This window comes from Pseudomonas sp. B19125 (assembly GCF_044218855.1).
GTDB lineage: Bacteria > Pseudomonadota > Gammaproteobacteria > Pseudomonadales > Pseudomonadaceae > Aquipseudomonas > Aquipseudomonas edaphica.
Window position 1 is genome coordinate 5,091,106 of sequence record NZ_CP162589.1, and the last position, 22,966, is coordinate 5,114,071.

Below are 22,966 nucleotides of genomic sequence, written 5' to 3' on the forward strand. Positions count from 1 at the left end.
AATCAAAATCCGTGGAGAAAAGAGGGTAGCTCAAGGCTCGCGCTCCGGGCCAGGTTGCGTCGGTAACGGCAGGAACAAGCTGATGCAGGTGCCGCGCCCCTCTATACCATCCTCGACGCGGATATGCCCGCCGTGTGCGCCTACCATGCCCTGGCAGATCGCCAGGCCAAGGCCTGTGCCCTGCCCGCCGCGATCACCACGGGCGGCGGTGTAGAACATATCGAAAATCTTCGCACGCTCGTCCTCGGGGATCCCCGGCCCCTCGTCGGCCACCGAAAAAAACAGTTGCTCATCGGCCACGCCGGCACTCACCTGCAAACGGCCGTGGGGCGGTGAGAAACGCGCGGCGTTTTCCAGCACATTGACCAAGGCCTGCTCGATCAACGCCGCGTGTACATACAGCAACGGCAACTGCGCCGGCACGTCGGTGTGTACCTGCAACGGCGCCAGTACCGCGCGCAAGCGGCCCAGGGCGCTGCCGACGATATCACCCGGCGAGACCCAATCGCGCGCCAGCTTCAGGGCGCCGTGACCCAGGCGTGTCATGTCCAGCAGGTTCTGGATATAGCGGTCCAGGCGCTCGGCTTCATCGCGAGTGCCTTCAAGCAATTCGCGGCGGTCTTCCAGCGGGATGGCTTCACCGAGCGCCAGCAGGCTGTCGATGCTGCCGCGCATCGAGGTCAACGGCGTGCGCAAATCGTGGGACACCGAGGCCAGCAAGGCGCTGCGCAGTTGTTCGGTTTCGCCGTGCAGGCGCGCCGATTCCAGCTCCTGCGCCAGCTGTGCGCGCGCCAGAGCCTGGGCCAATGGCTGGCTCAATGCAGTGAGCAGGCGACGGCGTTGGCCGCTCAATTCCAGGCCGGGTTTGGGGCTGACGCCAAGCAAACCCAACGGCCCCTCCTCGCCCGACAGCGGCCACCACCACCAACGCCCAAACGGCAACGTGCCGGTGCCCATGCCAGCCGGTTGATCATGCTGCCAGGCCCAATCGGCGGCGGCGCGTTCGGCTTCGGTGAGGTTCAGCGCGGTGCCGGTTTCAACCTTCCAGCCGCCCTGGCCGTCGCGATTAAGCAGACACAGGTCCAGATCACTCCAGCCGTCCAGATGATGGGCCGCTGCACTGATCACCGCCTGGCGGTCGGTGGCCGCAGTGAGCTTGCGTGACAGGTCGAGCAGTTCGCTGGTTTCTTCCTGGGTGTCGCGCAAGGCCTGCAACTGCCGACGCTGACGCGCCGCGAGGTTGCCGGTCAGCGCCGCCATCAGCAAGAAAAACAACAGGGTCAGCACGTCTTCTTCACGCTGGATGGCGAAGGAGAATTTCGGCGGGATAAACAAAAAGTCGTAGCTCAGGAACGACAGCGCCGCACACACCAGCGACGGTCCCAGGCTGCTGCGCACACCGACCAGCAGTACCGCAGCGAGAAACACCAACGAGATATTCGGCAGCGGCAACACACTGGCTACCGCCCAGGCCAGCGCCGCCGCGACGATGGTTGCAACCACCGCCAGGCCATAGTCGAACCACACCAGCCCGCGCACATCCGGCAGGCGTGGCGGCGCGGGCATGTCGTCGCTGTCGAGCACGTTGATCTCCAAACCCCGCGCATTGCGCAGCAAGCGTGCCGCCAAGCCACCTCCGAACAGCCTGCGCCGCCAGCGCATCCGCGACTGCCCCACGAGTAGCAGGCTGGCGCGGCGTTCGGCGGCATGCTGGATCAGCGTCTTGGCCACTTCGCCAGCGCGCAGCAACACCACTTCGCCGCCCAGCCGTTCAGCCAATTGCTGGGCGTTCTGCAGGCGCAGGCGCGATTGCTCGTCGTGCGCACGGCCGTTATCGATATGCACCATGCTCCACGGCAAATGCCGGCGCTGGGCCACGCGGCTGGCGTGACGTACCAGGCGTTCGGCCTGCGCATCACCGTCCACGCCCACCAGCAAACGCCCGCGCACCGCCGGGGCGGCCTGGCCGAGCTGGCGGTAGCCTTGGGCCAAATCGTCATCGACATGCGCAGCAGCGGTTTGCATGGCCAGCTCGCGCAGGGCCATCAGGTTGGTCTGGGTGAAGAATGCGTCGATGGCGGCGCGGGCCTGTTCCGGCACATACACCTTGCCGTCGCGCAAGCGCTCGAGCAGCTCGCGGGACGGCAGGTCAATCAGCAGCAGTTCGTCGGCCTCTTGCAGCACCCAGTCGGGCAAGGTTTCACGCACTTGCACGCCGGTGATGCCACGCACTTGATCGTTCAAGCTTTCCAGGTGCTGGACGTTGACCGTGGTGAACACGTTGATGCCGGCGGCGAGCAGTTCCTGGATGTCTTGCCAGCGTTTTTCATGGCGACTGCCGGGGGCGTTGCTGTGGGCCAGCTCATCCACCAGCACCAGCTTGGGCTTGGCGGCGAGCAGGCCGTCGAGGTCCATTTCTTCGAGCATCACGCCACGGTATTCGCTGCGCAGCAAGGGTTGCTGCGGCAGGCCGCTGAGCAAGGCTTCGGTCTCGGCGCGGCCGTGGGTTTCAACCACGCCTGCGATCAGGCGCACACCCTGGCGCAGTTGAGTGTGGGCGGCCTGGAGCATGGCGTAGGTCTTGCCCACACCGGGCGCCGCACCGAGGAAGACTTTGAGCCGGCCACGGCCGTCCCGTGGCAGATCGGCTAACAGGGCATCGGCGCGGCCGGAGTCGCTCATGCTTTGGAGTTCCTTCAGGTGTTTATTTGGAATCCTTCAGGCCGTCATCGCGGGCAAGCCCGCTCCCATATTTGGAATGCATTTCCCTGTGGGAGCGGGCTTGCCCGCGATGACGGCACCACGGTTTACAACGTTTCCAGCGCCATGTTCAGCGCCAGCACATTCACCACCGGCGGCCCCACCAGCGGGCTTTCGATGTGCTCATCGAGCAAGCGCTGCAGTGTAGACACCGGCACATTCCGCGCCGCCGCTACTCGCGCCAGTTGATAGGCAATCGCCGCCGGTGGCAAGTGTGGATCAAGGCCGCTGCCGGAGGTAGTCAGGGAGGCCAAAGGCACCGGCCCCTGGCCTGGCACCAACTGTTTATTCGCGTCATCAAAAATACGCGTGGCCAATGCCGGGTTGCTTGGGGCCAGGTTGCTGGCGCTGCTGGAGACCGTCGCAAACGCGCCAGCCGATGGGCGTGGGTGGAACCAGCTGTCACCGGTAAAATCCTGGGCGATCAGGCTGGAGCCGCGCACTTTGCCCTCGGCGTCACGCACCAGGCTGCCGTTGGCCTGGTCGGGGAACGCAACTTGGGCGACACCGGTGACCACCAGCGGGTAGGCAACGCCGGTGATCAGGGTCATGAGGACCAGCAGGCTCAGGGCCGGGCGGATCATGTTAGTCATCTTGAAATCCTCAATAAATCGAGTAACCACTGTGGCGAGGGAGCTTGCTCCCTCTCCACAAAAAGTGCGATCCAGTTACACCAAGTGCAGCGCGGTCAGGAGCATGTCGATCGCCTTGATGCCCACGAACGGCACCAAAAGCCCGCCCAGCCCGTAGATCAGCAGGTTGCGGCGCAGCAACGCCGCCGCACTCGCCGCCTGTACGCGCACACCGCGCAGTGCCAGGGGAATCAACACCACGATAATCAGCGCGTTGAAGACGATGGCCGAGAGAATCGCGCTCTGCGGGCTTTGCAAATGCATCACGTTGAGCACGCCCAACTGCGGGTAGATCGAGGCAAACAGCGCCGGCAAAATCGCGAAGTATTTAGCCACGTCGTTGGCGATGGAAAAGGTCGTCAACGCACCGCGGGTCACCAGCAGTTCCTTGCCGATCTGCACCACGTCCAGCAGCTTGGTCGGGTCGCTGTCGAGGTCGACCATGTTGGCCGCTTCGCGAGCGGCCTGGGTGCCGTCGTTCATCGCCATGCCGACGTCGGCCTGGGCCAGCGCCGGAGCGTCGTTGGCGCCGTCGCCGCACATGGCAACCAGGCGACCGTCGTTCTGCTCGTGGCGGATGCGGGCGAGTTTCTTCTCTGGCGTGGCTTCGGCCAGCACGTCGTCCACGCCCGCTTCAGCGGCAATCGCGGCGGCGGTCAACGGGTTGTCGCCGGTGACCATCACGGTGCGAATCCCCAGTTTGCGCAGTTCGGCGAAGCGTTCGCGGATGCCGGGTTTAACCACGTCCTTGAGGTGGATCGCACCGAGCAGTTTGCCATCGGCGCATACCAGCAATGGCGTGCCGCCGCTCTGGGCGATCTTGTCGATTTCCCGCGAGAGTGCCGGCTGCAGGTCACGGCGTTGTTGGCCGATAAACGCCAGCAGTGAATCGACCGCGCCTTTGCGGAACACACGGCCTTGGTAGTCGACACCGGACAAGCGCGTTTCGGCACTGAACGGCACGGAGGTCAGCTCCTCCACGGTTGGCTCGGCCTGAGGGTGCAAAGCACGCAGGTATTCGACGATGGATTTGCCTTCCGCCGTGTCGTCCGCCAGGGACGCCAGCAACGCGCCTTCAGCCAGGTCGCGACCACTGACGCCAGGCGCTGCAATCACGGCTGCACAGCGACGGTTGCCGAAGGTGATGGTGCCGGTCTTGTCCAGCAGCAGCACATGCACGTCACCCGCCGCTTCCACCGCACGCCCGGATTTGGCGATGACGTTGAGGCGTACCAGGCGATCCATGCCGGCGATACCAATGGCCGATAACAGGCCGCCGATGGTGGTCGGAATCAGCGTCACCAGCAGCGCGACCAGGAACACCAGCGGCAAGCTGCCATTGGCGAAGTGGGCGAACGGCTGCAGGGTGACCACCACCAGCAGGAAGATCAGCGTGAGGCCGATCAGCAGGATATCCAGCGCCACTTCATTCGGGGTTTTCTGGCGTTTGGCGCCTTCCACCAGGGCGATCATGCGGTCCAGCGTGGACTCGCCCGGGTTGACGGTGATGCGGATCAGCAACCAGTCCGACACCAGCCGCGTGTTGCCGGTGACGGCCGAACGGTCGCCGCCGGATTCACGGATAACCGGTGCGGATTCGCCAGTGATCGCCGCCTCGTTGACGGCCGCGATACCTTCGATGACCTCGCCGTCACCGGGGATCATCTCCCCGGCCGCGACGCGCACCACATCACCTTTGCGCAGGCTGGTGGCCGGCACGACCTTGAAGCTGCCGTCGGCCTCTTTGCGGCGAGCGCTCAGGCCTTCGCTGCCGGCTTTGAGGCTGTCGGCGCGGGCCTTGCCGCGACCTTCGGCCAAGGCTTCGGCAAAGTTGGCGAACAGCACGGTGAACCACAGCCACACGGCGATTTGTACCGCCACAAAGGTCGGCACCGCAGTGTCCGGCACAAAGCACAACACGGTGGTGAGGATGGCGGTCAACTCGACCACCAGCATCACCGGCGAGCGTTGCAGTTGGCGTGGGTCCAGCTTGACGAAAGCCTGGACCAGCGCCGGACGCCAAAGAGCGGAGATGGCGGTTTTGGCCGGTTCCTGAGAACTCACAGGGGCCGCATTTTTTGCAGGCATATTCATTTTCATATCCCCTCTAGCTCTTTATTTAGGAGCAGCCATGCTCAGGTGTTCAGCAATTGGGCCCAGTGCCAGCGTCGGCAGGAAAGTCAGGCCGCCCACCAGCAAAATGGTCACGGTCAACAGGGTCACGAACAGTGGGCCATGGGTCGGGAAGCTGTTCTGGCCAATCGGTGCGGTTTTCTTCATCGCCAGGCTGCCGGCAAGGGCCAGTACCGGGAGGATGTAGCCGAAGCGGCCGATCAACATACCCAGGCCCATCATCAGGTTGTGGAACGTGGTGTTGGCACTGAAGCCGCCGAACGCCGAGCCGTTGTTGGCACTGGCCGAGGTGTAGGCATACAACAATTGACTGAAACCGTGCGGGCCGGGGTTGCTGATGGCCCCCGCCGGACCCGGCAGGCTGGCGGCGATGGCGCCCAGTACCAGGGTGCCGATCGGCATCACCAGCAAAGTCACCACCAGCAATTGCACTTCCTTGGCCTGCAGCTTCTTGCCCAGGTATTCCGGGGTGCGGCCGATCATCAGGCCGGCGAGGAACACCGCGATCAACACGTTGAGCAACATGCCGTACATACCGGCGCCGACGCCGCCGAAGATCACTTCGCCGACCATCATGTTGACCAGCGCCACCATGCCGCTCAGCGGGTTGAGGCTGTCGTGCATACCGTTGACCGAACCATTGGACGCCGCTGTAGTGGTGACCGACCACAACACGGTGGCAGTGGTACCGAAGCGCACCTCTTTACCTTCCAGCGGCGCGGTTTGCTCAACAGCTGGGTTGTTCAGGGTGGGGTTGGGCTGGTATTCGGCCCACAGCGAGGTCGCGCCGCCGATCAGGAACAAGGCCAGCATACAACCGAGGATCGCCCGGCTCTGACGCAGGTCTTTCACGTAATGGCCGAAGGTGAACACCAGCGCCACCGGGATCAGGATGATCGCCGACAACTCGAACAGGTTGGCCCAGGCAGTCGGGTTCTCAAACGGGTGCGCCGAGTTGACACCGAAGAACCCGCCACCGTTGGTGCCCAACTGCTTGATCGCAATCTGGCTGGCTGCCGGGCCGAGTGGGATCACTTGGTCCACGCCCTGCATCGTCACGGCATTCACATAGTGCGCGAAGGTTTGCGGCACGCCCTGCCACACCAGGAACAACGCGAACACCAGGCACATCGGCAGCAGGCCGTAGAGGGTGGCGCGGGTCATGTCGACCCAGAAGTTGCCCAGGGTCTTGGTGGATTTACGCCCGATACCACGGCACAACGCGACCAGCACAGCCAGGCCAGTGGCGGCGCTGACGAAGTTCTGCACGGTGAGACCGATCATCTGGCTGAGATAGCTCAGGGAGGCTTCACCGCTGTAGTTCTGCCAGTTGGTGTTGGTCATGAAACTGACCGCCGTGTTGAAGGCCAGCGTCCATTCCTGACCCGGCAATTTCTGCGGGTTAAGTGGGAGATATTCCTGGAACAACAACACGGTAAACAGCAACACAAAACCGGCCAGGTTGAACGCCAGCAGTGCCAGCGTGTACTTCTGCCAGCTCTGCTCCTGGTGCTCGTCCACGCCGGACAAGCGATAACAGCCGCGCTCGACAGGGCCGAGCACGGGCGAGAGCCAGGTGCGCTGGCCTTCCATCACCTTGTAGTAGAACCGCCCTAGGAACGGTGCCGGCACCAGCACCACGGCAAAGAAGGCGATGATCAGCCAATAGTCATAACTGTGCATAGCCTGCTCCTAGTTCCGATCCGCGCGTAACAGCGCAACCAGCAGATAAATGAACAGCGCCACGGCCAATAGCAGTGACACCCCGTCCAGAACACTCATGGAAGTCTCTCCGTTTTGCGGCGATTGCCGCGTGTGGGGCAATTGTCGGCAGGAGTGGCGTAAAGGAACGAGAGCGAGGGTATGGGCGGGGCGTAAAGACGGCGTAAAGAGTGGGTTTATGCGGGGTTTACAGGGGGATTTTCAGCGCCTGGGCGGGCCTCATCGCGGGCATGCCCCGCTCCCACCATTGAAATGCATTCCCTGTGGGAGCCGGGCTTGCCCGCGATGGCGTCGGTGAGGCCACCACCGCACCCATCTGGTGCGACGCCGAAAAAATTCAAACGCCAAACCGTCCCCATGGCGACAGTTCGGCGCCTTTACGACATGAGTTCGCGCAATGGCATGGCCGCTGCAACACCCAGTAATCATTCCAACCCGTTCAGGGAGCGCCACACGATGAACACACAACTCAAACCCACCTTGGGCACCCTGCATTTATGGGGCATTGCCGTCGGGCTGGTGATTTCCGGCGAATACTTTGGCTGGAGCTATGGCTGGGGCGTGGCCGGCACGCTGGGCTTTTTGGTGACCTCGTTGATGGTCGCCGCCATGTACACCTGCTTTATATTCAGTTTCACCGAACTGACCACCGCGATTCCTCACGCGGGCGGGCCGTTCGCCTACAGCCGTCGCGCCTTTGGCGAGAAAGGCGGTTTGATCGCGGGCCTGGCGACCTTGATCGAATTTGTCTTCGCACCACCCGCGATTGCCTTGGCCATCGGCGCTTACCTGAACGTGCAGTTCCCGGCACTCGATCCGAAACACGCGGCTGTGGGGGCCTACATCGTGTTCATGGGCCTGAATATCCTGGGGGTGAAGCTCGCCGCGACCTTTGAACTGGTGGTGTGCGTGCTCGCCGTCGCTGAATTGCTGGTGTTCATGGGCGTGGTCGCGCCGGCGTTCAGCTTCAGCAACTTTGCCCTGAACGGCTGGGCGGGTTCCGACACCTTTGGCGCACCGGCCATTGCCGGGATGTTTGCGGCCATTCCTTTCGCCATCTGGTTCTTCCTCGCCATCGAGGGCGCAGCCATGGCAGCTGAAGAGGCGAAAGATCCCAAGCGCACTATTCCAAAAGCCTACATCAGCGGCATCCTGACCTTGGTGATCCTGGCCATGGGCGTGATGTTCTTCGCCGGTGGCGTGGGCGACTGGCGCACCCTGTCGAACATCAACGACCCGCTGCCGCAGGCGATGAAAAGCGTGGTGGGCACCGGCTCCGGCTGGCTGCACATGCTGGTGTGGATTGGTCTGTTTGGCTTGGTGGCAAGCTTTCACGGCATCATCCTCGGCTATTCGCGGCAGTTCTTTGCCCTGGCCCGTGCTGGTTACTTGCCGCCGTTCCTGGCCAAACTGTCGCGTTTTCAGACACCGCACCGGGCCATTATCGCCGGCGGTGTGGTCGGTATCGCCGCGATCTACAGCGACGGCCTGATCAACCTGGGTGGCATGACGCTGACCGCAGCGATGATCACCATGGCGGTGTTCGGCGCCATTGTGATGTACATCATGAGCATGCTCAGCCTGTTCAAGCTGCGTAAGACCGAACCGCTGCTGGAACGCACCTTCCGCGCACCGGGCTATCCGATCGTGCCGGCTATTGCGCTGGTATTGGCGCTGGTGTGCCTGGTGGCCATGGCCTGGTTCAATGCGCTGATCGGCTTGATATTCCTGGGCTTTATGCTGGCGGGGTTCATCTACTTCCAGCTGACCGCCCAAGACCGTGCCGACGCACCGGCTGATGCGATGTTGACCGGGCGCTAAGGTTAACGAGGCGGAACAGGCCTACAATGAACTACTCAGAACGCCTGTTACTCAAAGCCGTTATTAGCGTGGGAACATCCTCCGACGCTGGTCCGCCTCAAGGAGAGCCTTATGCCGTGGTATGCGTGGTTGATTTTAGTGGTAGCGATCGGGTCGATCGTCGGTGGGCTGCTGATGCTGCGTGACAGCGCCAACAAGGTGGAACTCACCGACGAACAACGCAAACGCGTGGTCGAGCGCAACGCCCAGGCGGACGCCAAGGATGCGCAGGACCGCTGAAGCAGGTTATTCCCAGGCTGCCTTGGCAATATGCAAGCCGTGCTGCCCCTTGTAGGCAGCACGCTCAGGCTGGCTCCAGCCGTTGAGCAACTCCTCCTCCAAGCGATAGATCTCTACGCCCAGCGGGCGGCACACGGTCAATGGGTCTTGCGCGTCCGGCCCCCACATCGGTAGCGACAAGTCCCCGCCCGGGCACGTCGACAATGCGCAGAGCAAATCAATCTCGGCAAAAAACTCCAGGTAATCGCCCTTCTGCGCCGGGCAGGCTTTCATGAAGTACATGTCGTCATGATTAAGGCCGGTGCACTGGAAAATATTCAGCACATCGTGCACGTCAAATTCGGTCAGGCCATGGGGCAGCACGGCGCGGGTCAAGTTGGAATGGCAATGGTGGTGGAAGTCTTCGCCGGTGAGCATGCGGTTCACATACGGGTCACAGCGAGTGCCGAGCAAATCGTGCAGGCGCCCACCGTGTTCATCGATGCCGTAGCCCGCCAGGCTGTCATCAGTGATGGTCACCAAGGGGCGCAGAAACGGCAGGTTCGACCATAGCCGGTCATGGGTACTGACATGGGCGCCCTGCAACTGCCGCGTGCGTGCCGCCCATAGGCGTTCGCGCGGGTCATTGGCGTTCCACACATTGAAATCGCCGACCTGTGGCCCTACCGGCGTTGTCACGCGAAACACATGCCCGGCCGGCACTTTCCACGCCCTGCCCGTGCGAATCGGCACTTCAAACTGCTCGATCAATGTGCGTTTACCCGCCTGGTCGCGAATACGTGCGTAGAAGGCCGTGTCCACTTGCAGCGCCGAGCCTTTGCTGACCTGATAGGCAGCCGGATAATCTTTGTACATGGGTGCAATCCTCCATCAAGGGTAATCAAACAGCGCCAGGGACAGCTGTTCAGAATCGTGCAGATAGAGGCTCATCGCCTCCTGCGCAGCTGGTTTATTGCCCTGCGCCAGCAAGGTGTAGATCTCACGATCACGCTCCAGCCAGGGCGACTGAAAACGTTGTTCATCGGGCGCCGCACAAAACACCAGGCGCAATTGAGCAATCACTTGGGCGAAAAACTCATCGAATAAAGGGCTGCGCATCAACCCGACAATGTGCTGGTGGAACACCAGGCTATGAGTGGCAACGGCGCGCCAATCTTCGCGCTCTCGCGCCAGCGTGGTGGCGTCGATGGCATTTTGCATACGCACGTCATGGTCGCCCGTCAGCGTGCCACTCTGGGCGATGGCCTGCAGCTCAAGGGTACGGCGGACCACGAACAGGTCACGCACGTCGTCGCGCGCCACACGCCGGACCATCACGCCCTTGTTGCGCACATAACGGGTGAGCCCCTCCTGCCCCAAACGGTGTAACGCTTCGCGAATGGTATTGCGCGAGGCGTTGTAGCGCTTGACCAGGTCCACTTCGACCAGCGCCACACCTGGCAGCAGCCGCCCACTCATGATGTCGGCGCGCAGTTCAAGGGCAATCTGATCGGCTAGAGACAAGCTGAGCGTCATCATGGCACCTCGATTGTTGAACAATTCATGCAACGGATGTAATCACTTTTCATGCCAAGCCCGCTGAATACTGTCTCTATGGGTAAACAGGTTCGACTCCGCTAAAATGCGCACTCGTTCTCGAGGCCGTCCTATGCGTTATTCAACAGACCACAAAGCCCAGACTCACCAACGCATCATCAAGGAAGCCTCCGTACGATTTCGCCGCGATGGTATTGGCGCCACCGGCCTGCAGCCCTTGATGAAAGCGTTAAACCTGACACACGGCGGGTTCTACGCGCATTTCAAGTCCAAGGATGAACTGGTGGACAAAGCCCTTCTGGCCGCCGCCGCAGAGCTGGATGCCCATTGCGCAATGTTGTTCAGCCAGAAACGGCCGCTGGATGCGTTCATCGACAGTTACCTTTCGCAATGGCACCAGACCTCGCCGGGTGAAGGCTGCCCGCTGCCCACGATGTCGTCGGAGCTGGGCCTGCGAGGGCAGCATAGTCCGGTAACGGATGCGGTACTTGAAGCCAGGTTGACGCAGATCGACTCAGCATTGGAGCACCCAAAGGGGGAACACGAGAGCCTGGTACTGATGTCGACATTGGTGGGCGCATTGGTGTTGGCCAGAAGCGTCGAAAACCCGGGACTGGCAGCCCATATCATGGAAGTGGTACGCGGGTGTTTGAAAGAACAGGTCTCGGACAAACAGAAGGCCGGTCAATGACCGGCCTCTTGCCCAGGATTTACACCCTTAGTTGATTGCCAGCCTGTCGCGGTTTTTCTCCAGCAACGCCTTGCCGATGCCTTTGACTTCCAGCAACTCGTCTACCGCCGTGAAAGGCCCGTTGCTGTCGCGATAGGCGATGATCGCCTTGGCCTTGGCGGCGCCAATACCGAACAGGTCGCGGCGCAGGACTTCAGCATCGGCGGTGTTGAGATTGACCTTGGTGGATTGCTCGACGTTAGCCATCTGGGCCGTGATAGGCGCCGGGGCTTCGGGTTTGATGGAGGGGGCTGCGGTGGTTGCTACGGAGAGGCTGGTGAGGACGGCAAAGATCAGGGAAGAGATATAGGCGTTTTGCATTGGTGACACTCCATGACATCGGTAGAAGAAAAGCAGCTTTCCAAAAGCTGCTTTTCTAACTTAGGCGATGTGGGGAGAGAGTCAAAAGCGGGTGAGTAACAGGGTGTTAACTCACGGCTCCAAACGGCGCTGCTGGTAGATCCAATCGACGATTTCGCCGTCGGGCGAGTAGCCACTGACTGTCTCGCGCAGGATCTGACGCACACGGGTGTAATCGTCCTCACTCACCGCGCCGAGCAATTCGCTCAGTTTGCTTTTGAGTACGTCCCACGCCAGGTGATCCTCGTTGGCGCTCATAATCATCGGGTGCTGGGTAGCGACGACGTTGTTGCCGATCAGCAACTCCTCGTAAAGCTTTTCGCCTGGCCGCAATCCGGTGAACTCAATCGCGATATCCCCGAGAGGGTTTTTATCCGTGCGTACACTCAGCCCGGATAAATGAATCATCTTTTCCGCAAGCTCTACAATTTTTACGGGCTCACCCATGTCCAGAACGAACACGTCCCCCCCCTGCCCCATGGAACCGGCCTGGATCACCAGCTGGGCCGCTTCGGGGATGGTCATGAAATAACGCGTAATTTTTGGGTGTGTGACGGTCAATGGACCGCCTGCCTTGATCTGCCGGTGAAAAAGCGGAATCACTGAGCCGGAAGAACCCAGTACATTGCCGAACCTGACCATCGTGAAGCGCGTTTTGTTTACGCGGGCCACGCCAGACTTGTCGCCAAACATCACCGGCGCTTTTTCAACGCTGAGGGCTTGCAGGGCTAATTCTGCAAGGCGCTTGGTACTCCCCATCACATTAGTGGGGCGAACAGCCTTGTCGGTGGAAATCAGCACAAAGTTCACCACACCGGCCTTCAAGGCTGCCTGGGCGGTATTCAAAGTACCAATGATGTTATTCAAGACACCTTCGGCAATGTTGTGTTCGACAATCGGCACATGCTTGTACGCAGCCGCATGATAAACCGTGTCGACGTGCCAGCTCTTCATAACATCAAGTAATTTATTCTCGTCGCGTACCGAACCCAGAATAGGCAATAACTTAATGGGCATTGACTCATGCGCAACGCGGTGTTCAAGTTCGGACAGGATACTGTAGAGGTTAAATTCGCTGTGTTCGAACAAGAGTAAGGTCTTGGGTTTCTGCGTCAAAATCTGCCGGCATAGCTCAGACCCGATCGACCCCCCTGCTCCCGTGACCAAGACCGACTGGCCAACGATACAACGTGCAAGCAGGTCTTCCTGGGCTGGCACTGCATCACGCCCCAGCAAGTCGGCAATATCGACTTCCTGAATATCGTCGACCTTGACGCGGCCACTGGCCAGGTCCATAAAATCCGGAACACTGCGCACATGCAGCGGAAAACGCTCCAAGTTTGAGAGAATCTCACGCCTGCGCCCGCGGCCCGCCGAAGGCACTGCGAGCAATATCTGCTGAGCGCCTGTTGTGTCGATCATCTGCTGAATATGCTTGGGCTTGAACACCTGCAGCCCAGAGATGACACGACCTGCGATACTCCCGTCGTCATCGATAAAGGCGACCGGCCGCATGACACGCCCCATGCGCAACGCAGCAACCAATTGATTACCCGCCGAGCCGGCTCCGTAAATGGCAACTTTCGTCAAGCCATCATCACGATTGGTAAAGGGAACATGCTGTGCTGCAGAGAACCAATCCCCCATGAAGTACTGGCGCATCGCTAGTCTCAACCCGCCTACGGTAACCAGGCACAACCACCAATAATTGAAAATAACCGAGCGTGGAACAACGTATTGATGGTTGCTGTAAAGATAGACAGCCAAGCCAAGAATAAGTGAAGAAAGGCTCACCGCCTTGATAATAGTAATAAGTGCATCGTTACCAAAGTAACGCATGACGGCGCGGTACATGCCAAAGCGAACAAACAGGGGAATGGCAATAACCGGAGCGCTCACGAACAGCCATAAGTATCGCTGGATCGGTTGTTCCATCTCGGCAATTCCAAGCCGTACGACGAAGGCCAACCATAATGAAATCCACACCAGTACAATATCGACAAGCACCTGAAGAATGCGCTTGTGGCGGCGCGGCAGATTTAATAAAAAAACTCTCATCTTATCCATGCCCCTCTCCAACACTTTTCCACGCTCCTAGAATCAAAACCCTGCCCGCGAATAGACGAAAATAGCGATCCACAATGAATAACCCGCACTGAACAAAAATCGTACAGACGTGGCAACTGCATGAAAATCTCCTTTCAGAAAAATCGCACTCCTTTGACGACCTTTCCTTGGGTTAATAACCCCTATTCTGTACAGAAAATACCACGGTGGTACTCGACACCTACAGTAAACACCATAGATGGGATGATACCCTTGTTGTGTCGGAAATCCTTTGAAATCCTTTCTCAGCCCCAAAAAAACCAGGACGGGTAGGCACTGACCCCTACGAAACCGCGGGGTTCGAGCGCTCACGAACAAAAAATGGCGAACACCTGACAAGCTGCTAGGCTTGGCCCGAGACGTTGAGTTGCAGCCGTATCATTAGCTAGCACAGCAACAGTATCGTATAGCAAAATGTAACAAAAATGGTCACCCTTAAAACAATACGAGAGAGGCTGATGCCACCGTCGATGTTCATTAATGGTATAGCTGGACTCTAAGTCCCTTAATCTAGAACGTCCCGCGAATGCCCTTTTAGAGCCAGTCGAACAGCTGTTCCATTCCAATCTTGGAAAAAACACGCCTAAAGAGGCTATACTCCGCAACGCGTTCACCTGCGCCGCTACAGCGGAAAGCGCTGTAGGAAAAATCTGTAAGCATCCGCCGCGACAAAATAATGACCGGATCACCCGCACTTGACGGTTGACTTTAATCATAGAGATGCTAATCCGCGATCATGTTTTAACGAAACTAACCAGCCCCAATGCAAGCCAATTTTTGCCTTGGAGCCGAATGGGAGGGATACTTTAGAGTATGCGCACTACTTGCTGAGTGATCATCGCAGGTGTACATACGCACTGCCAAACGGGACGAAAGGAGGACGCCCGAGAATTTTCACTAGACCCAGGCAAATGGCTTGGAATTCGCACGAACCTCAACTCACGGGCCTGCAACTGCCTGCGATTGGAATTCCAAAAAATAACGCATGCACAACTATCAGATGTCATGTTTCCACTATCTGATTGTGCTGTCCCGCGGCCCTGCGCCCTGGCATAGCGTGTGCAAAAACGTATCACAACTGACGGCACCCTAATCCGCGGATTATGACGTAAGCGTGCATTGATTTTTACTTTAAGTAGCGGTGTTGCATGACTTTAAGAACCCTGTGTGTATTCGGCACACGACCTGAAGCAATCAAAATGGCTCCCTTGGCGTTGAGCCTTGCAGCAGATGAGCGCTTCACTGCCAAGGTCTGCGTGACTGGACAGCACCGAGAAATGCTCGACCAAGTGCTCAGTCTCTTTGAAATCAAGCCTGATTTCGATTTGAACATCATGAAGTCCGGCCAGGATCTGACCGATGTCACGAGTGCCATCTTGCAGGGAATGAAAACTGTCTTCGCAACCTTCAAACCGGATATTGTCCTGGTCCATGGCGACACAGCGACGACGTTCGCCACCACATTGGCCGCTTACTATCACCAAATTCCTGTGGCTCACGTCGAAGCCGGCCTGCGCACCGGAAACCTCTATTCTCCGTGGCCTGAAGAGGCAAACCGCAAGCTGACTGGCGCTCTTGCGGCATTGCACTTCGCACCCACTGAAACGTCCAGGCAGAATTTGCTGAGAGAGGGGGTCGCAAGCCAAAGCGTCCATGTGACCGGCAACACTGTCATTGACGCGTTGCTGGATGTGGTGGGCCGAATCAAGACCCGTCCGGCCCTGCAACAGCAATTTCACCAGCAGTTCTCGTTTCTGGGCGATTGCCAGCGAGTGATCCTGGTCACGGGTCATCGCCGCGAAAGTTTCGGCGGTGGCTTTGAGAATATCTGCCAGGCCTTGATCAATACGGCCCTGGAGTTCCCCGATGTCGAGATTGTGTACCCCGTTCACCTGAATCCGAATGTACGCGAGCCAGTCAATCGCCTGCTCAGCGACATCCAGAATATCCATCTGATCGAACCCCTGGATTATCTGCCCTTTGTGTATTTGATGGATCGCTCTTATCTAATTTTGAGTGATTCAGGTGGCATTCAGGAAGAGGCCCCCTCTTTAGGTAAACCTGTGCTGGTGATGCGTGACACCACAGAGCGTCCAGAGGCGGTTGACGCGGGCACAGTCAAACTTGTCGGGACTGAAATTGAGGCCATTACCTCTAACTTGAGAGTCTTGCTGACTGATGTTGAAGCCTATGGCCAGATGAGCTTCGCTCACAACCCCTATGGTGACGGAAAAGCATCCGCACGAATTCTCGATGTACTTTCACGAATTAAAAAGGCTAATTCATGAGCTTTGAAACTGTTTCTGTAGTCGGCCTCGGCTATATAGGGCTTCCGACGGCAGCTGTTTTCGCTGCACGTAAGAAAAAAGTCATTGGCGTCGACGTCAACCCGAACACAGTTGCAACCATCAACCGCGGCGAAATCCATATTATCGAACCGGATCTGGATATCGTCGTACGGGCCGCCGTTACCGAAGGCTATTTGCGGGCAACTCTAACCGCAGAGCCGGCCGATGCCTTCCTGATTGCCGTCCCGACACCGTTCAAGGGCGATCACGAACCCGATCTTTCCTACATCGAATCAGCCAGCCGAGCCATTGCTCCCGTCCTGAAAAAGGGTGACTTGGTCGTGCTGGAATCAACCTCCCCAGTCGGGGCTACCGAGCAAATGTCTGCCTGGCTGGCAGAAGCCCGTCCGGACCTGACATTTCCGCAAACCCATGGCGCAGAGTCGGACATCCGCATAGCGCATTGCCCCGAGCGCGTGCTGCCGGGTCACGTACTGCGGGAGTTGATCGAAAACGATCGCATCATCGGCGGGCTTACCAGCAAATGTTCAGAAGCAGCGCGGTCTCTGTATAAAACATTCGTTGAGGGTGAATGCATCATCACCGACGCCCGCACCGCCGAAATGTGCAAACTCACAGAGAACAGCTTTCGCGACGTGAATATCGCGTTTGCCAATGAACTGTCGATGATCTGCGACGAACTCAACATCAATGTATGGGAGCTGATCCGCCTTGCGAATCACCACCCTCGCGTTAATATCCTGCAACCTGGCCCCGGTGTGGGCGGTCACTGCATCGCTGTCGACCCCTGGTTCATTGTCAGCAAAACGCCCGCCCTGGCACGCCTGATCCGCACCGCAAGGGAAGTGAATGACAGCAAGCCAAAGTGGGTATTGGAGCAGGTTCAACTGGCTATCGGTCAATTCCTGCAGGAACACCCGTCGAAAACCGCCAAGGACGTTACGGTTGCCTGCCTCGGGCTGGCCTTCAAGCCGGACATCGACGACTTGCGTGAAAGTCCATCCTTAGAGATCACCGCACACATTGCCCAGTCCCATCCCGGTACTGTTCTGGCGATTGAACCGAATATCGCGCACCTGCCGGCTCGCCTTGAAGGTATTGCAACCCTGAGCGGAATCGATCAGGCGCTGTCATCTGCGCACGTGATTGTCCTGCTGGTCGATCACAGCGTATTCAAGAAAATCCCGGGCGCACGCCTGTCCTCGCTCAAAGTCATCGACACACGCGGTGTGTGGGCTTGAAAAAAGCTTGATGAATACCGCTTGGAAATCGACGCAAGCCGTTAGTATTGCGTCGGTTTCCGAGCACCGAGCTGGGCACGTTTGTTAAATGATCATGCAATTGCATTTGTCATGATGAGGTTCAAGAGGTTCTGGCATGGTCAATTTATTGATCCAGGTGCTGACACTGATAAGTGGCCTGGTTGTTAACTTTGTGATTCCCGGACTTTACGGCTTGGAAGCGTACGGCGCATTCATCAAGGCCAACGTGCTGGTATTTTTATTTCAAAAACTGTTGGATATCGTCAATGAGCAGCTGATTGCCACCGTGGAGGCCGAGTACATTCTGGTGACTTCATTATTTATGGCCGTACTGATTTTTGTACTGTTCAGCGCTGTGAACCTGATTGACCACATTGGCAACCCACTCCTGCTTGGGGTGATGCTTTTGAGCTCGGCATGCCTGTTATCGCTGTTCGGGCTACGCCTGCAATGCTGGATCGTGGCCTACCTGGTGCTATTTCTTGGCGTGTTTTTCACGCTCCTGTTTATCAGCTACCAACAAATAGTCTCGCTGACTATCGTCGACATACTGATTCTGACCAACTTGATTCCGTGCGCGTTTGCGGTAGCGGTGCTGTTTTTCAAAGGTGCGAAACTGCCCGTCGGCAAACAGCTGCTGCAGACCTGCCAAGGTGTGCTGCTGTTATTACCCAGAATGATATCCATCACCCTGGTGTTCAATCTGTTCACCAACATCTTGCCCTTCATTCTTTCCAAGAGCCTGCCCGTGCGCGACCTTGGATTGTTCAGGGTCATCGTCTCGATCATTCAATCCGCTACCAGCCTGTTCCCCATCAACGTCAGGGCAGTGTTTGTCGCCTTCGTCTCGGGCGGGCAACGCCAAGCGCAATATAGAATCATCACGTCGATCGCTATTTTCTACTTCGCGTTGGTAGGCTTATCGGGGTACGCAGCGGTTTGGCTGTTCCCTCAGTACTCGAACTATCTGGTGATGCTGCCCTGCCTGCCAGTGCTGTACTGGGCAGTGGTAACAGAGCGCTATCTGGTCGCCTCCGGCCTGCACCGTAAAGTCATCGTGGCAAACCTTGTCATTGCCCCACTGGCCATAACGAGCATGATTCTGTTTGTCAAAGACTTGAACCAGGCACAGTTGTTCTACGCTATCGGGTTCTCGGCCTACTTGTTGTTCCTGCACATAAGCTGCCGTCCAGGCATTCGCTTGCCGGTAGTTTTTTGGGTCGCCTTACTCTCTCCCCTGACTATCTTTTTGACACACATCAGCCTGGTCTGGGCCGTGCTGTATATGTGCTCGCTCATGATCATTGCAGTGGGAGCACTCCAGCTTCGACCCGCTGATCTTCGCACGCTGAGGTTTTAACCGTGAACGCAGTAAAACTTTATCGAGTTGGAAACTGGCTGCACCGGCGTCGAGTGCCGTTATTACCAGGCCTTGTTCGAAATGTGATTTTCCTACTGTTCAACTCTTACATTCCAATTACCGCAACGATCGGAAGGGGCACGATATTCGCCTATGGCGCGATCGGCGTTGTACTGCACGCAAATGCCAAGGTTGGCGACGGCTGTGTGCTGGGCCAAGGCATCACCATCGGCGCCGCTGAGGGTTATGTCACCAGCGAGATCAATCGCTGCCCCGTCATCGGTGACAACTGCTACATAGGGGCCGGGGCAAAGATCATTGGCGATATCGTCATCGGCAATAACTGTCAAATTGGCGCTTCAGCGGTCGTATTGAAAGACGTGCCTGATAATTCAATCGTTGTGGGAATACCCGCAAAAGTGATTGGACAAACAGCCAGCGACTATAAAGCCATACGCCCTTGAACAATGGAGTACCGCAATGCGTCAACCTGACTGCGTAAAAAATTCCATGGCGATCACGGCGGCAGCGCTCATCGCCATTTTATTTATGCTGGATCCTGGCGTGCTTTTCTACACGGCCATTATCGGCAGCGCTTTATTGGTATTGACGGCCATCATGTCGCCTTGGCTGGGTTTATTGGCGCTATTCCCATTGGCCTTTGCTCTCCACCCCGCGCCCACTTCGTTGGGCGCTCAGGAAGTGGCGTTTGCTGCCCTGCTGGTGACGGTATTCCTCAGCGCATTGATCAAATTGCTCCGTACTCTGGGTTTTACATCGGTCCTGCGCCTGTTCGCCGCGCCATTGCTAATAGGCCTTGGGTTTCTAGTGCTGAACCTGGTTGTAGCGATGTACCACCATGTTCCGATGACTGATTGGCTCAGAGGGGTCGTGCCCTTTCTGTTTATCTATGCACTGATCCCGATCTGCGCTCTTGTAGGCCGCGAAGAAAACAACGTTCGTTGGCTCGGCGCTTCGGTGGGAACCCTGATTTTATTGACCGCAGGCTACATCGTTTTCTATTACTTCTATCACGGTCTGTGGCAGCCGTACTGGACCCTTGAGGTCAACGGGGAGATGGTAAAAATCCCTTATGAAGAAGCGCTGCGCAACGTTAACGCACAGGGCCCAATGCGTGATCGCATCACCATGGTGCTGGCGCAAGCAACCGACGCGATCCTGCCGCTGGGCATGGTGCTCGGCTATGTCGTCGGCACGCTGACGCCTGACCGAAGGGTTGCATGGATCAGTGGCCTGATATCGCTGCTGTGCACAGCCGCCGTGCTGATCACATTCACACGAAGCATGCTGATCAGTGCATTTCTCGTCATTGGCTTGTTCGCGCTCTATACCTTTTTCGCGCGCAGGCACTTATGGCTAAAAGTAGTATCCGGCATTGTCATTCAAGCGCTGTTTTGCCTTGTGTTTATTTTTGCCACCGGCATGCAAGACGTATGGCTCGGGCGCATGAACTCCCTGGCGAATACTGCATTACCTATCGCAACCTCTTCCATTGCGTCCATGGGAGAGAAACACACGCAACCTGACGCTGCGGCGCCTGTAGCCTCCGAATCCAAGCCCGCTGCCAACGAGAAGCAGGACTTCAACGTCTCTTCCCGGGTACAGGAATATAAAATCGCCTGGCGCATGTTTCAGGACCACCCCGCGCTGGGCAATGGTATCGGGATCAAACACGAGATGCGCTGGGAGAGACCCGGCGGTGATTCATTCACGGAGTCAGTTGGCTATATCCATAACTGGCCACTGTACATGCTGATGGTCGGCGGCGTCTTAGGGCTGCTGATGTACATCACTGTCCTCGGTGCTCCCGTTTTATATCGGTTCACCACTCTAAAATCCGACCCCGCTCACCTCACCGTGATTCGCACGGCGGTCATGACGCTGGCGATCTACGGGTTGTTCTTCGCGGTGTTTCGCCTGATCTCTTTCAACTTACTGCTCGCAGCAGCTTGGGGCGTAATGCTGGCGCATAAGCATTCAAATCAAATGATGGGTACCGCCTTGCCTGACGGGCATACAGCGTCACTCTCCAACACCAGGCCGGAAACGGTCGTCAAAGACCCCAGGGAGACGTCGGTATAATGTGTGGCCTCAGCTTTTTTGCAGTCAAAGACGGTGTACCCGAGACCCAGGCCCAAATGGAAAAAAGCCTGGCGGTTACACGGCACCGTGGCCCGGATGCATCCGGCACCTATTTCGCCAGTGTCGCGGGCTATCAGGTAGGGCTAGGACACAACAGGCTGAGCATCCTGGATTTGTCACCGACTGGCAGCCAGCCGATGTTTGCCGACAATCATGGTGTAAGTATCGTGTTCAATGGCGAGGTGTTTAACCATCACGAATTGCGCCGGCAACTGATCGAAAAAGGCTATACCTTCAAAGGCACCTCCGATACCGAAGTTATCCTGCAATTGTACGTAGAACATCAAGAGCAGGCCTTTGCACTGCTTGAAGGCATGTTCACGTTTGTCATATTGGATGAGCCGCGCCAAAAAACCTTTCTGGTAAGGGACGTCGTTGGCATCAAGCCGGTGTATTGCTACACCGGCGTCGACGGCTTCTACGCCTGCTCAGAAATCCGCGGCCTGAAATGTTTTTCGCAGGTAAACACCGACATAGACCCTGATGATGTCTTTGAGTTTTTCAACAACGGCTTTCTCTACGAGCCCAACACCGGCTACACATCCATCAAGAAACTGATGCCCGGTAGTTACCTGGCGTTCGACCTGGCAACCGGCAAGATGACAACCCAGCGTTACCAGAGCGCCATGCACTTCAAGACCGAGCAAAGCCTCGTGCAGGATGTGCGTTCTGCCGTGACGCGCCAATTGGAAGCGGACGTCCCGGTCGGGGTATTTTTCAGTGGTGGCGCAGACTCCAGCATCCTGGCAAGTTTCACCGGTGATGCTGACTTATTTTTTGCACAGTACGACGCAACGGACGACTCCGCTGTCGATACGAAGTTTTCCGCCAGGATCGCCGAACACCTTGGCAAAAAGCTGGTGGTCACGGAGATTCTCGACTCAGATATAGACCCCTTCGAGTCCATCGACTTCGTCGCTGCCAACACCGAAGAACTGGTATCCGACTATACGTTCTGGGCAACCTACCGCTTGTCCACCGAAGCCAGGAAAAGTGGATATACCGTCATGCTCAGTGGCATGGGCGGAGATGAGGCGTTTGCAGGATACCCACGCTACACAGTACTCAAGCATCACACACTCATCAGGCTGCTGTATCCCGCATTAAGTGCACTGCTAAAACTCAAGTTATTTCCAAAGCGGCTCGACAAAAAGTTCGAACGGTTGGTGTCCTATGCTCAGGAAAACTATTGGCCCCTGGCGTATTCGCGCATGCTGGGGTACTTCTCCCGCCAAGAGTTGCAGGGCTTTTTTCGTGACTACAACGAGCTTGAACGACACTACAAGCAACGCCTGTCCGGCGTAATGGATCAGTACAGCGGCGCCGTTGAAGACAAAGTCAAATGTGCACAGCATTTTGACCAGACAGGCTTCTTGAGCCATAACCTGAGTGTCTCGGACAAGGCCAGTATGTTGGCCAGTATCGAACTGCGCGTTCCGTTGCTGGACGAGCGTGTGGTGGCCAGCGGTCTTGCAACCTCAAGTGCAGATTTGCTTAAAGGCGGAGCGCCAAAGGCCCCACTCAAACAGCTCCTGAAAAGTCTGCTTCCCGCCTCATTGGTTGATCGCCCCAAAACAGGCTTCAACCCACCTCTGGATGGCATTATTCAACGCATAGGCCAACAACGCCTGCTCGCCGAGTTCGAGCGCATCTACACCTATGTGGCCCGAGGAGAGGTGGAAAAATTAGTGAACAATCATTTTTCAGGCAGCGCAAACAACACCTACAAACTCTGGCAGGTGTTGTACTTCGAGCGCTGGCTGAAAATAAATTTCCCTTAACTGGCGTCAGTC

Annotated in this window: 18 protein-coding genes; 9 read left to right on the forward strand and 9 right to left on the reverse strand. The window is 57.6% G+C overall.

Translation table 11 applies throughout. The features are described 5' to 3' along the window. Positions 1-30: 30 nt before the first annotated feature. The 5 genes from AB4P96_RS23090 to kdpF form a co-directional block, all read right to left on the reverse strand. On the reverse strand, positions 31-2,682 hold the full coding sequence (locus tag AB4P96_RS23090; protein WP_017136124.1) for a sensor histidine kinase KdpD: 2,652 nt from the start codon (positions 2,680-2,682) through the stop codon (positions 31-33). A 125-nt stretch (positions 2,683-2,807) separates the two neighbouring features. Then, positions 2,808-3,353, reverse strand: a complete 546-nt coding sequence (gene kdpC / locus AB4P96_RS23095) for a potassium-transporting ATPase subunit KdpC (protein WP_017136081.1) — start codon at positions 3,351-3,353, stop codon at positions 2,808-2,810. Positions 3,354-3,428: 75 nt separating this feature from the next. Beyond that, positions 3,429-5,486 (reverse strand): potassium-transporting ATPase subunit KdpB, encoded by a 2,058-nt coding sequence (gene kdpB / locus AB4P96_RS23100; RefSeq protein ID WP_169985681.1) that lies wholly within the window; start codon positions 5,484-5,486, stop codon positions 3,429-3,431. Positions 5,487-5,507: 21 nt separating this feature from the next. Continuing rightward, a complete protein-coding gene (gene kdpA / locus AB4P96_RS23105; protein ID WP_017136083.1) occupies positions 5,508-7,208 on the reverse strand; it encodes a potassium-transporting ATPase subunit KdpA in 1,701 nt (566 codons plus the stop codon). 9 nt (positions 7,209-7,217) lie between these two features. Further along, positions 7,218-7,307, reverse strand: coding sequence for a K(+)-transporting ATPase subunit F (kdpF, locus tag AB4P96_RS23110; protein ID WP_003218754.1), 90 nt, complete (start codon positions 7,305-7,307; stop codon positions 7,218-7,220). Between the two features lie 396 nt (positions 7,308-7,703). On the opposite strand from kdpF, the gene eat reads away from it, so the two are divergent. Continuing rightward, on the forward strand, positions 7,704-9,068 hold the full coding sequence (eat, locus tag AB4P96_RS23115) for an ethanolamine permease (RefSeq protein ID WP_017136084.1): 1,365 nt from the start codon (positions 7,704-7,706) through the stop codon (positions 9,066-9,068). Positions 9,069-9,179: 111 nt separating this feature from the next. Next, on the forward strand, positions 9,180-9,347 hold the full coding sequence (locus AB4P96_RS23120) for a DUF2897 family protein (RefSeq protein WP_017136085.1): 168 nt from the start codon (positions 9,180-9,182) through the stop codon (positions 9,345-9,347). A gap of 6 nt (positions 9,348-9,353) precedes the next feature. Here AB4P96_RS23120 and AB4P96_RS23125 read toward each other — a convergent pair whose 3' ends face one another. Then, complete coding sequence (locus AB4P96_RS23125) at positions 9,354-10,202, reverse strand: DUF1989 domain-containing protein (RefSeq protein ID WP_138449011.1); 849 nt, start codon at positions 10,200-10,202, stop codon at positions 9,354-9,356. A gap of 15 nt (positions 10,203-10,217) precedes the next feature. Next, the gene (locus AB4P96_RS23130; RefSeq protein ID WP_236447522.1) at positions 10,218-10,862 is read right to left on the reverse strand and encodes a GntR family transcriptional regulator; all 645 of its coding nucleotides are present in this window, start codon (positions 10,860-10,862) and stop codon (positions 10,218-10,220) included. Positions 10,863-10,995: 133 nt separating this feature from the next. On the opposite strand from AB4P96_RS23130, the gene AB4P96_RS23135 reads away from it, so the two are divergent. Next, positions 10,996-11,574: a TetR/AcrR family transcriptional regulator gene (locus tag AB4P96_RS23135; RefSeq protein ID WP_169985677.1), complete on the forward strand. Its 579-nt coding sequence runs from the start codon at positions 10,996-10,998 to the stop codon at positions 11,572-11,574. 27 nt (positions 11,575-11,601) lie between these two features. On the opposite strand, the gene AB4P96_RS23140 is transcribed toward AB4P96_RS23135, so the two are convergent. Together AB4P96_RS23140 and AB4P96_RS23145 are read right to left on the reverse strand one after the other, a co-directional pair. Next, the gene (locus AB4P96_RS23140) at positions 11,602-11,934 is read right to left on the reverse strand and encodes a helix-hairpin-helix domain-containing protein (protein ID WP_017136089.1); all 333 of its coding nucleotides are present in this window, start codon (positions 11,932-11,934) and stop codon (positions 11,602-11,604) included. A gap of 111 nt (positions 11,935-12,045) precedes the next feature. Next, entirely contained in the window at positions 12,046-14,040 is a 1,995-nt protein-coding gene (locus AB4P96_RS23145; protein ID WP_099549089.1) for a nucleoside-diphosphate sugar epimerase/dehydratase, read from the reverse strand. Between the two features lie 1,187 nt (positions 14,041-15,227). Here AB4P96_RS23145 and wecB point away from each other — a divergent pair. The 6 genes from wecB to asnB all read left to right on the forward strand — a co-directional run bounded on the left by wecB (position 15,228) and on the right by asnB (position 22,954). Then, positions 15,228-16,367 carry a non-hydrolyzing UDP-N-acetylglucosamine 2-epimerase gene (gene wecB, locus AB4P96_RS23150; protein ID WP_099549090.1) on the forward strand — a complete coding sequence of 380 codons (1,140 nt, stop codon included), beginning with the start codon at positions 15,228-15,230 and terminating at the stop codon, positions 16,365-16,367. Further along, a complete protein-coding gene (wecC, locus tag AB4P96_RS23155; protein ID WP_099549091.1) occupies positions 16,364-17,629 on the forward strand; it encodes a UDP-N-acetyl-D-mannosamine dehydrogenase in 1,266 nt (421 codons plus the stop codon). The genes wecB and wecC overlap by 4 nt, the downstream gene beginning before the upstream one ends. 136 nt (positions 17,630-17,765) lie before the next feature. Further along, positions 17,766-19,010 (forward strand): hypothetical protein, encoded by a 1,245-nt coding sequence (locus tag AB4P96_RS23160; protein ID WP_236460665.1) that lies wholly within the window; start codon positions 17,766-17,768, stop codon positions 19,008-19,010. 2 nt (positions 19,011-19,012) lie between these two features. Continuing rightward, positions 19,013-19,474, forward strand: coding sequence for a serine O-acetyltransferase (locus AB4P96_RS23165; RefSeq protein WP_026013606.1), 462 nt, complete (start codon positions 19,013-19,015; stop codon positions 19,472-19,474). Between the two features lie 16 nt (positions 19,475-19,490). Continuing rightward, complete coding sequence (locus AB4P96_RS23170; protein ID WP_186617322.1) at positions 19,491-21,113, forward strand: O-antigen ligase; 1,623 nt, start codon at positions 19,491-19,493, stop codon at positions 21,111-21,113. Then, entirely contained in the window at positions 21,113-22,954 is a 1,842-nt protein-coding gene (gene asnB / locus AB4P96_RS23175; RefSeq protein ID WP_186617320.1) for an asparagine synthase (glutamine-hydrolyzing), read from the forward strand. Before AB4P96_RS23170 ends, asnB begins: the two co-directional genes overlap by 1 nt. Positions 22,955-22,966: the final 12 nt, after the last annotated feature.

Coding starts and splice junctions, on each gene's coding strand:
- kdpC (WP_017136081.1), bottom strand. CDS start 3,353: ATGACTAACATGATCCGCCCGGCCCTGAGCCTGCTGGTCCTCATGACC.
- AB4P96_RS23145 (WP_099549089.1), bottom strand. CDS start 14,040: ATGGATAAGATGAGAGTTTTTTTATTAAATCTGCCGCGCCGCCACAAG.
- eat (WP_017136084.1), top strand. CDS start 7,704: ATGAACACACAACTCAAACCCACCTTGGGCACCCTGCATTTATGGGGC.
- kdpB (WP_169985681.1), bottom strand. CDS start 5,486: ATGAATATGCCTGCAAAAAATGCGGCCCCTGTGAGTTCTCAGGAACCG.
- AB4P96_RS23120 (WP_017136085.1), top strand. CDS start 9,180: ATGCCGTGGTATGCGTGGTTGATTTTAGTGGTAGCGATCGGGTCGATC.
- AB4P96_RS23140 (WP_017136089.1), bottom strand. CDS start 11,934: ATGCAAAACGCCTATATCTCTTCCCTGATCTTTGCCGTCCTCACCAGC.
- kdpF (WP_003218754.1), bottom strand. CDS start 7,307: ATGAGTGTTCTGGACGGGGTGTCACTGCTATTGGCCGTGGCGCTGTTC.
- AB4P96_RS23130 (WP_236447522.1), bottom strand. CDS start 10,862: ATGACGCTCAGCTTGTCTCTAGCCGATCAGATTGCCCTTGAACTGCGC.
- AB4P96_RS23160 (WP_236460665.1), top strand. CDS start 17,766: ATGGTCAATTTATTGATCCAGGTGCTGACACTGATAAGTGGCCTGGTT.
- asnB (WP_186617320.1), top strand. CDS start 21,113: ATGTGTGGCCTCAGCTTTTTTGCAGTCAAAGACGGTGTACCCGAGACC.
- AB4P96_RS23090 (WP_017136124.1), bottom strand. CDS start 2,682: ATGAGCGACTCCGGCCGCGCCGATGCCCTGTTAGCCGATCTGCCACGG.
- AB4P96_RS23125 (WP_138449011.1), bottom strand. CDS start 10,202: ATGTACAAAGATTATCCGGCTGCCTATCAGGTCAGCAAAGGCTCGGCG.
- kdpA (WP_017136083.1), bottom strand. CDS start 7,208: ATGCACAGTTATGACTATTGGCTGATCATCGCCTTCTTTGCCGTGGTG.
- AB4P96_RS23135 (WP_169985677.1), top strand. CDS start 10,996: ATGCGTTATTCAACAGACCACAAAGCCCAGACTCACCAACGCATCATC.
- wecB (WP_099549090.1), top strand. CDS start 15,228: ATGACTTTAAGAACCCTGTGTGTATTCGGCACACGACCTGAAGCAATC.
- wecC (WP_099549091.1), top strand. CDS start 16,364: ATGAGCTTTGAAACTGTTTCTGTAGTCGGCCTCGGCTATATAGGGCTT.
- AB4P96_RS23170 (WP_186617322.1), top strand. CDS start 19,491: ATGCGTCAACCTGACTGCGTAAAAAATTCCATGGCGATCACGGCGGCA.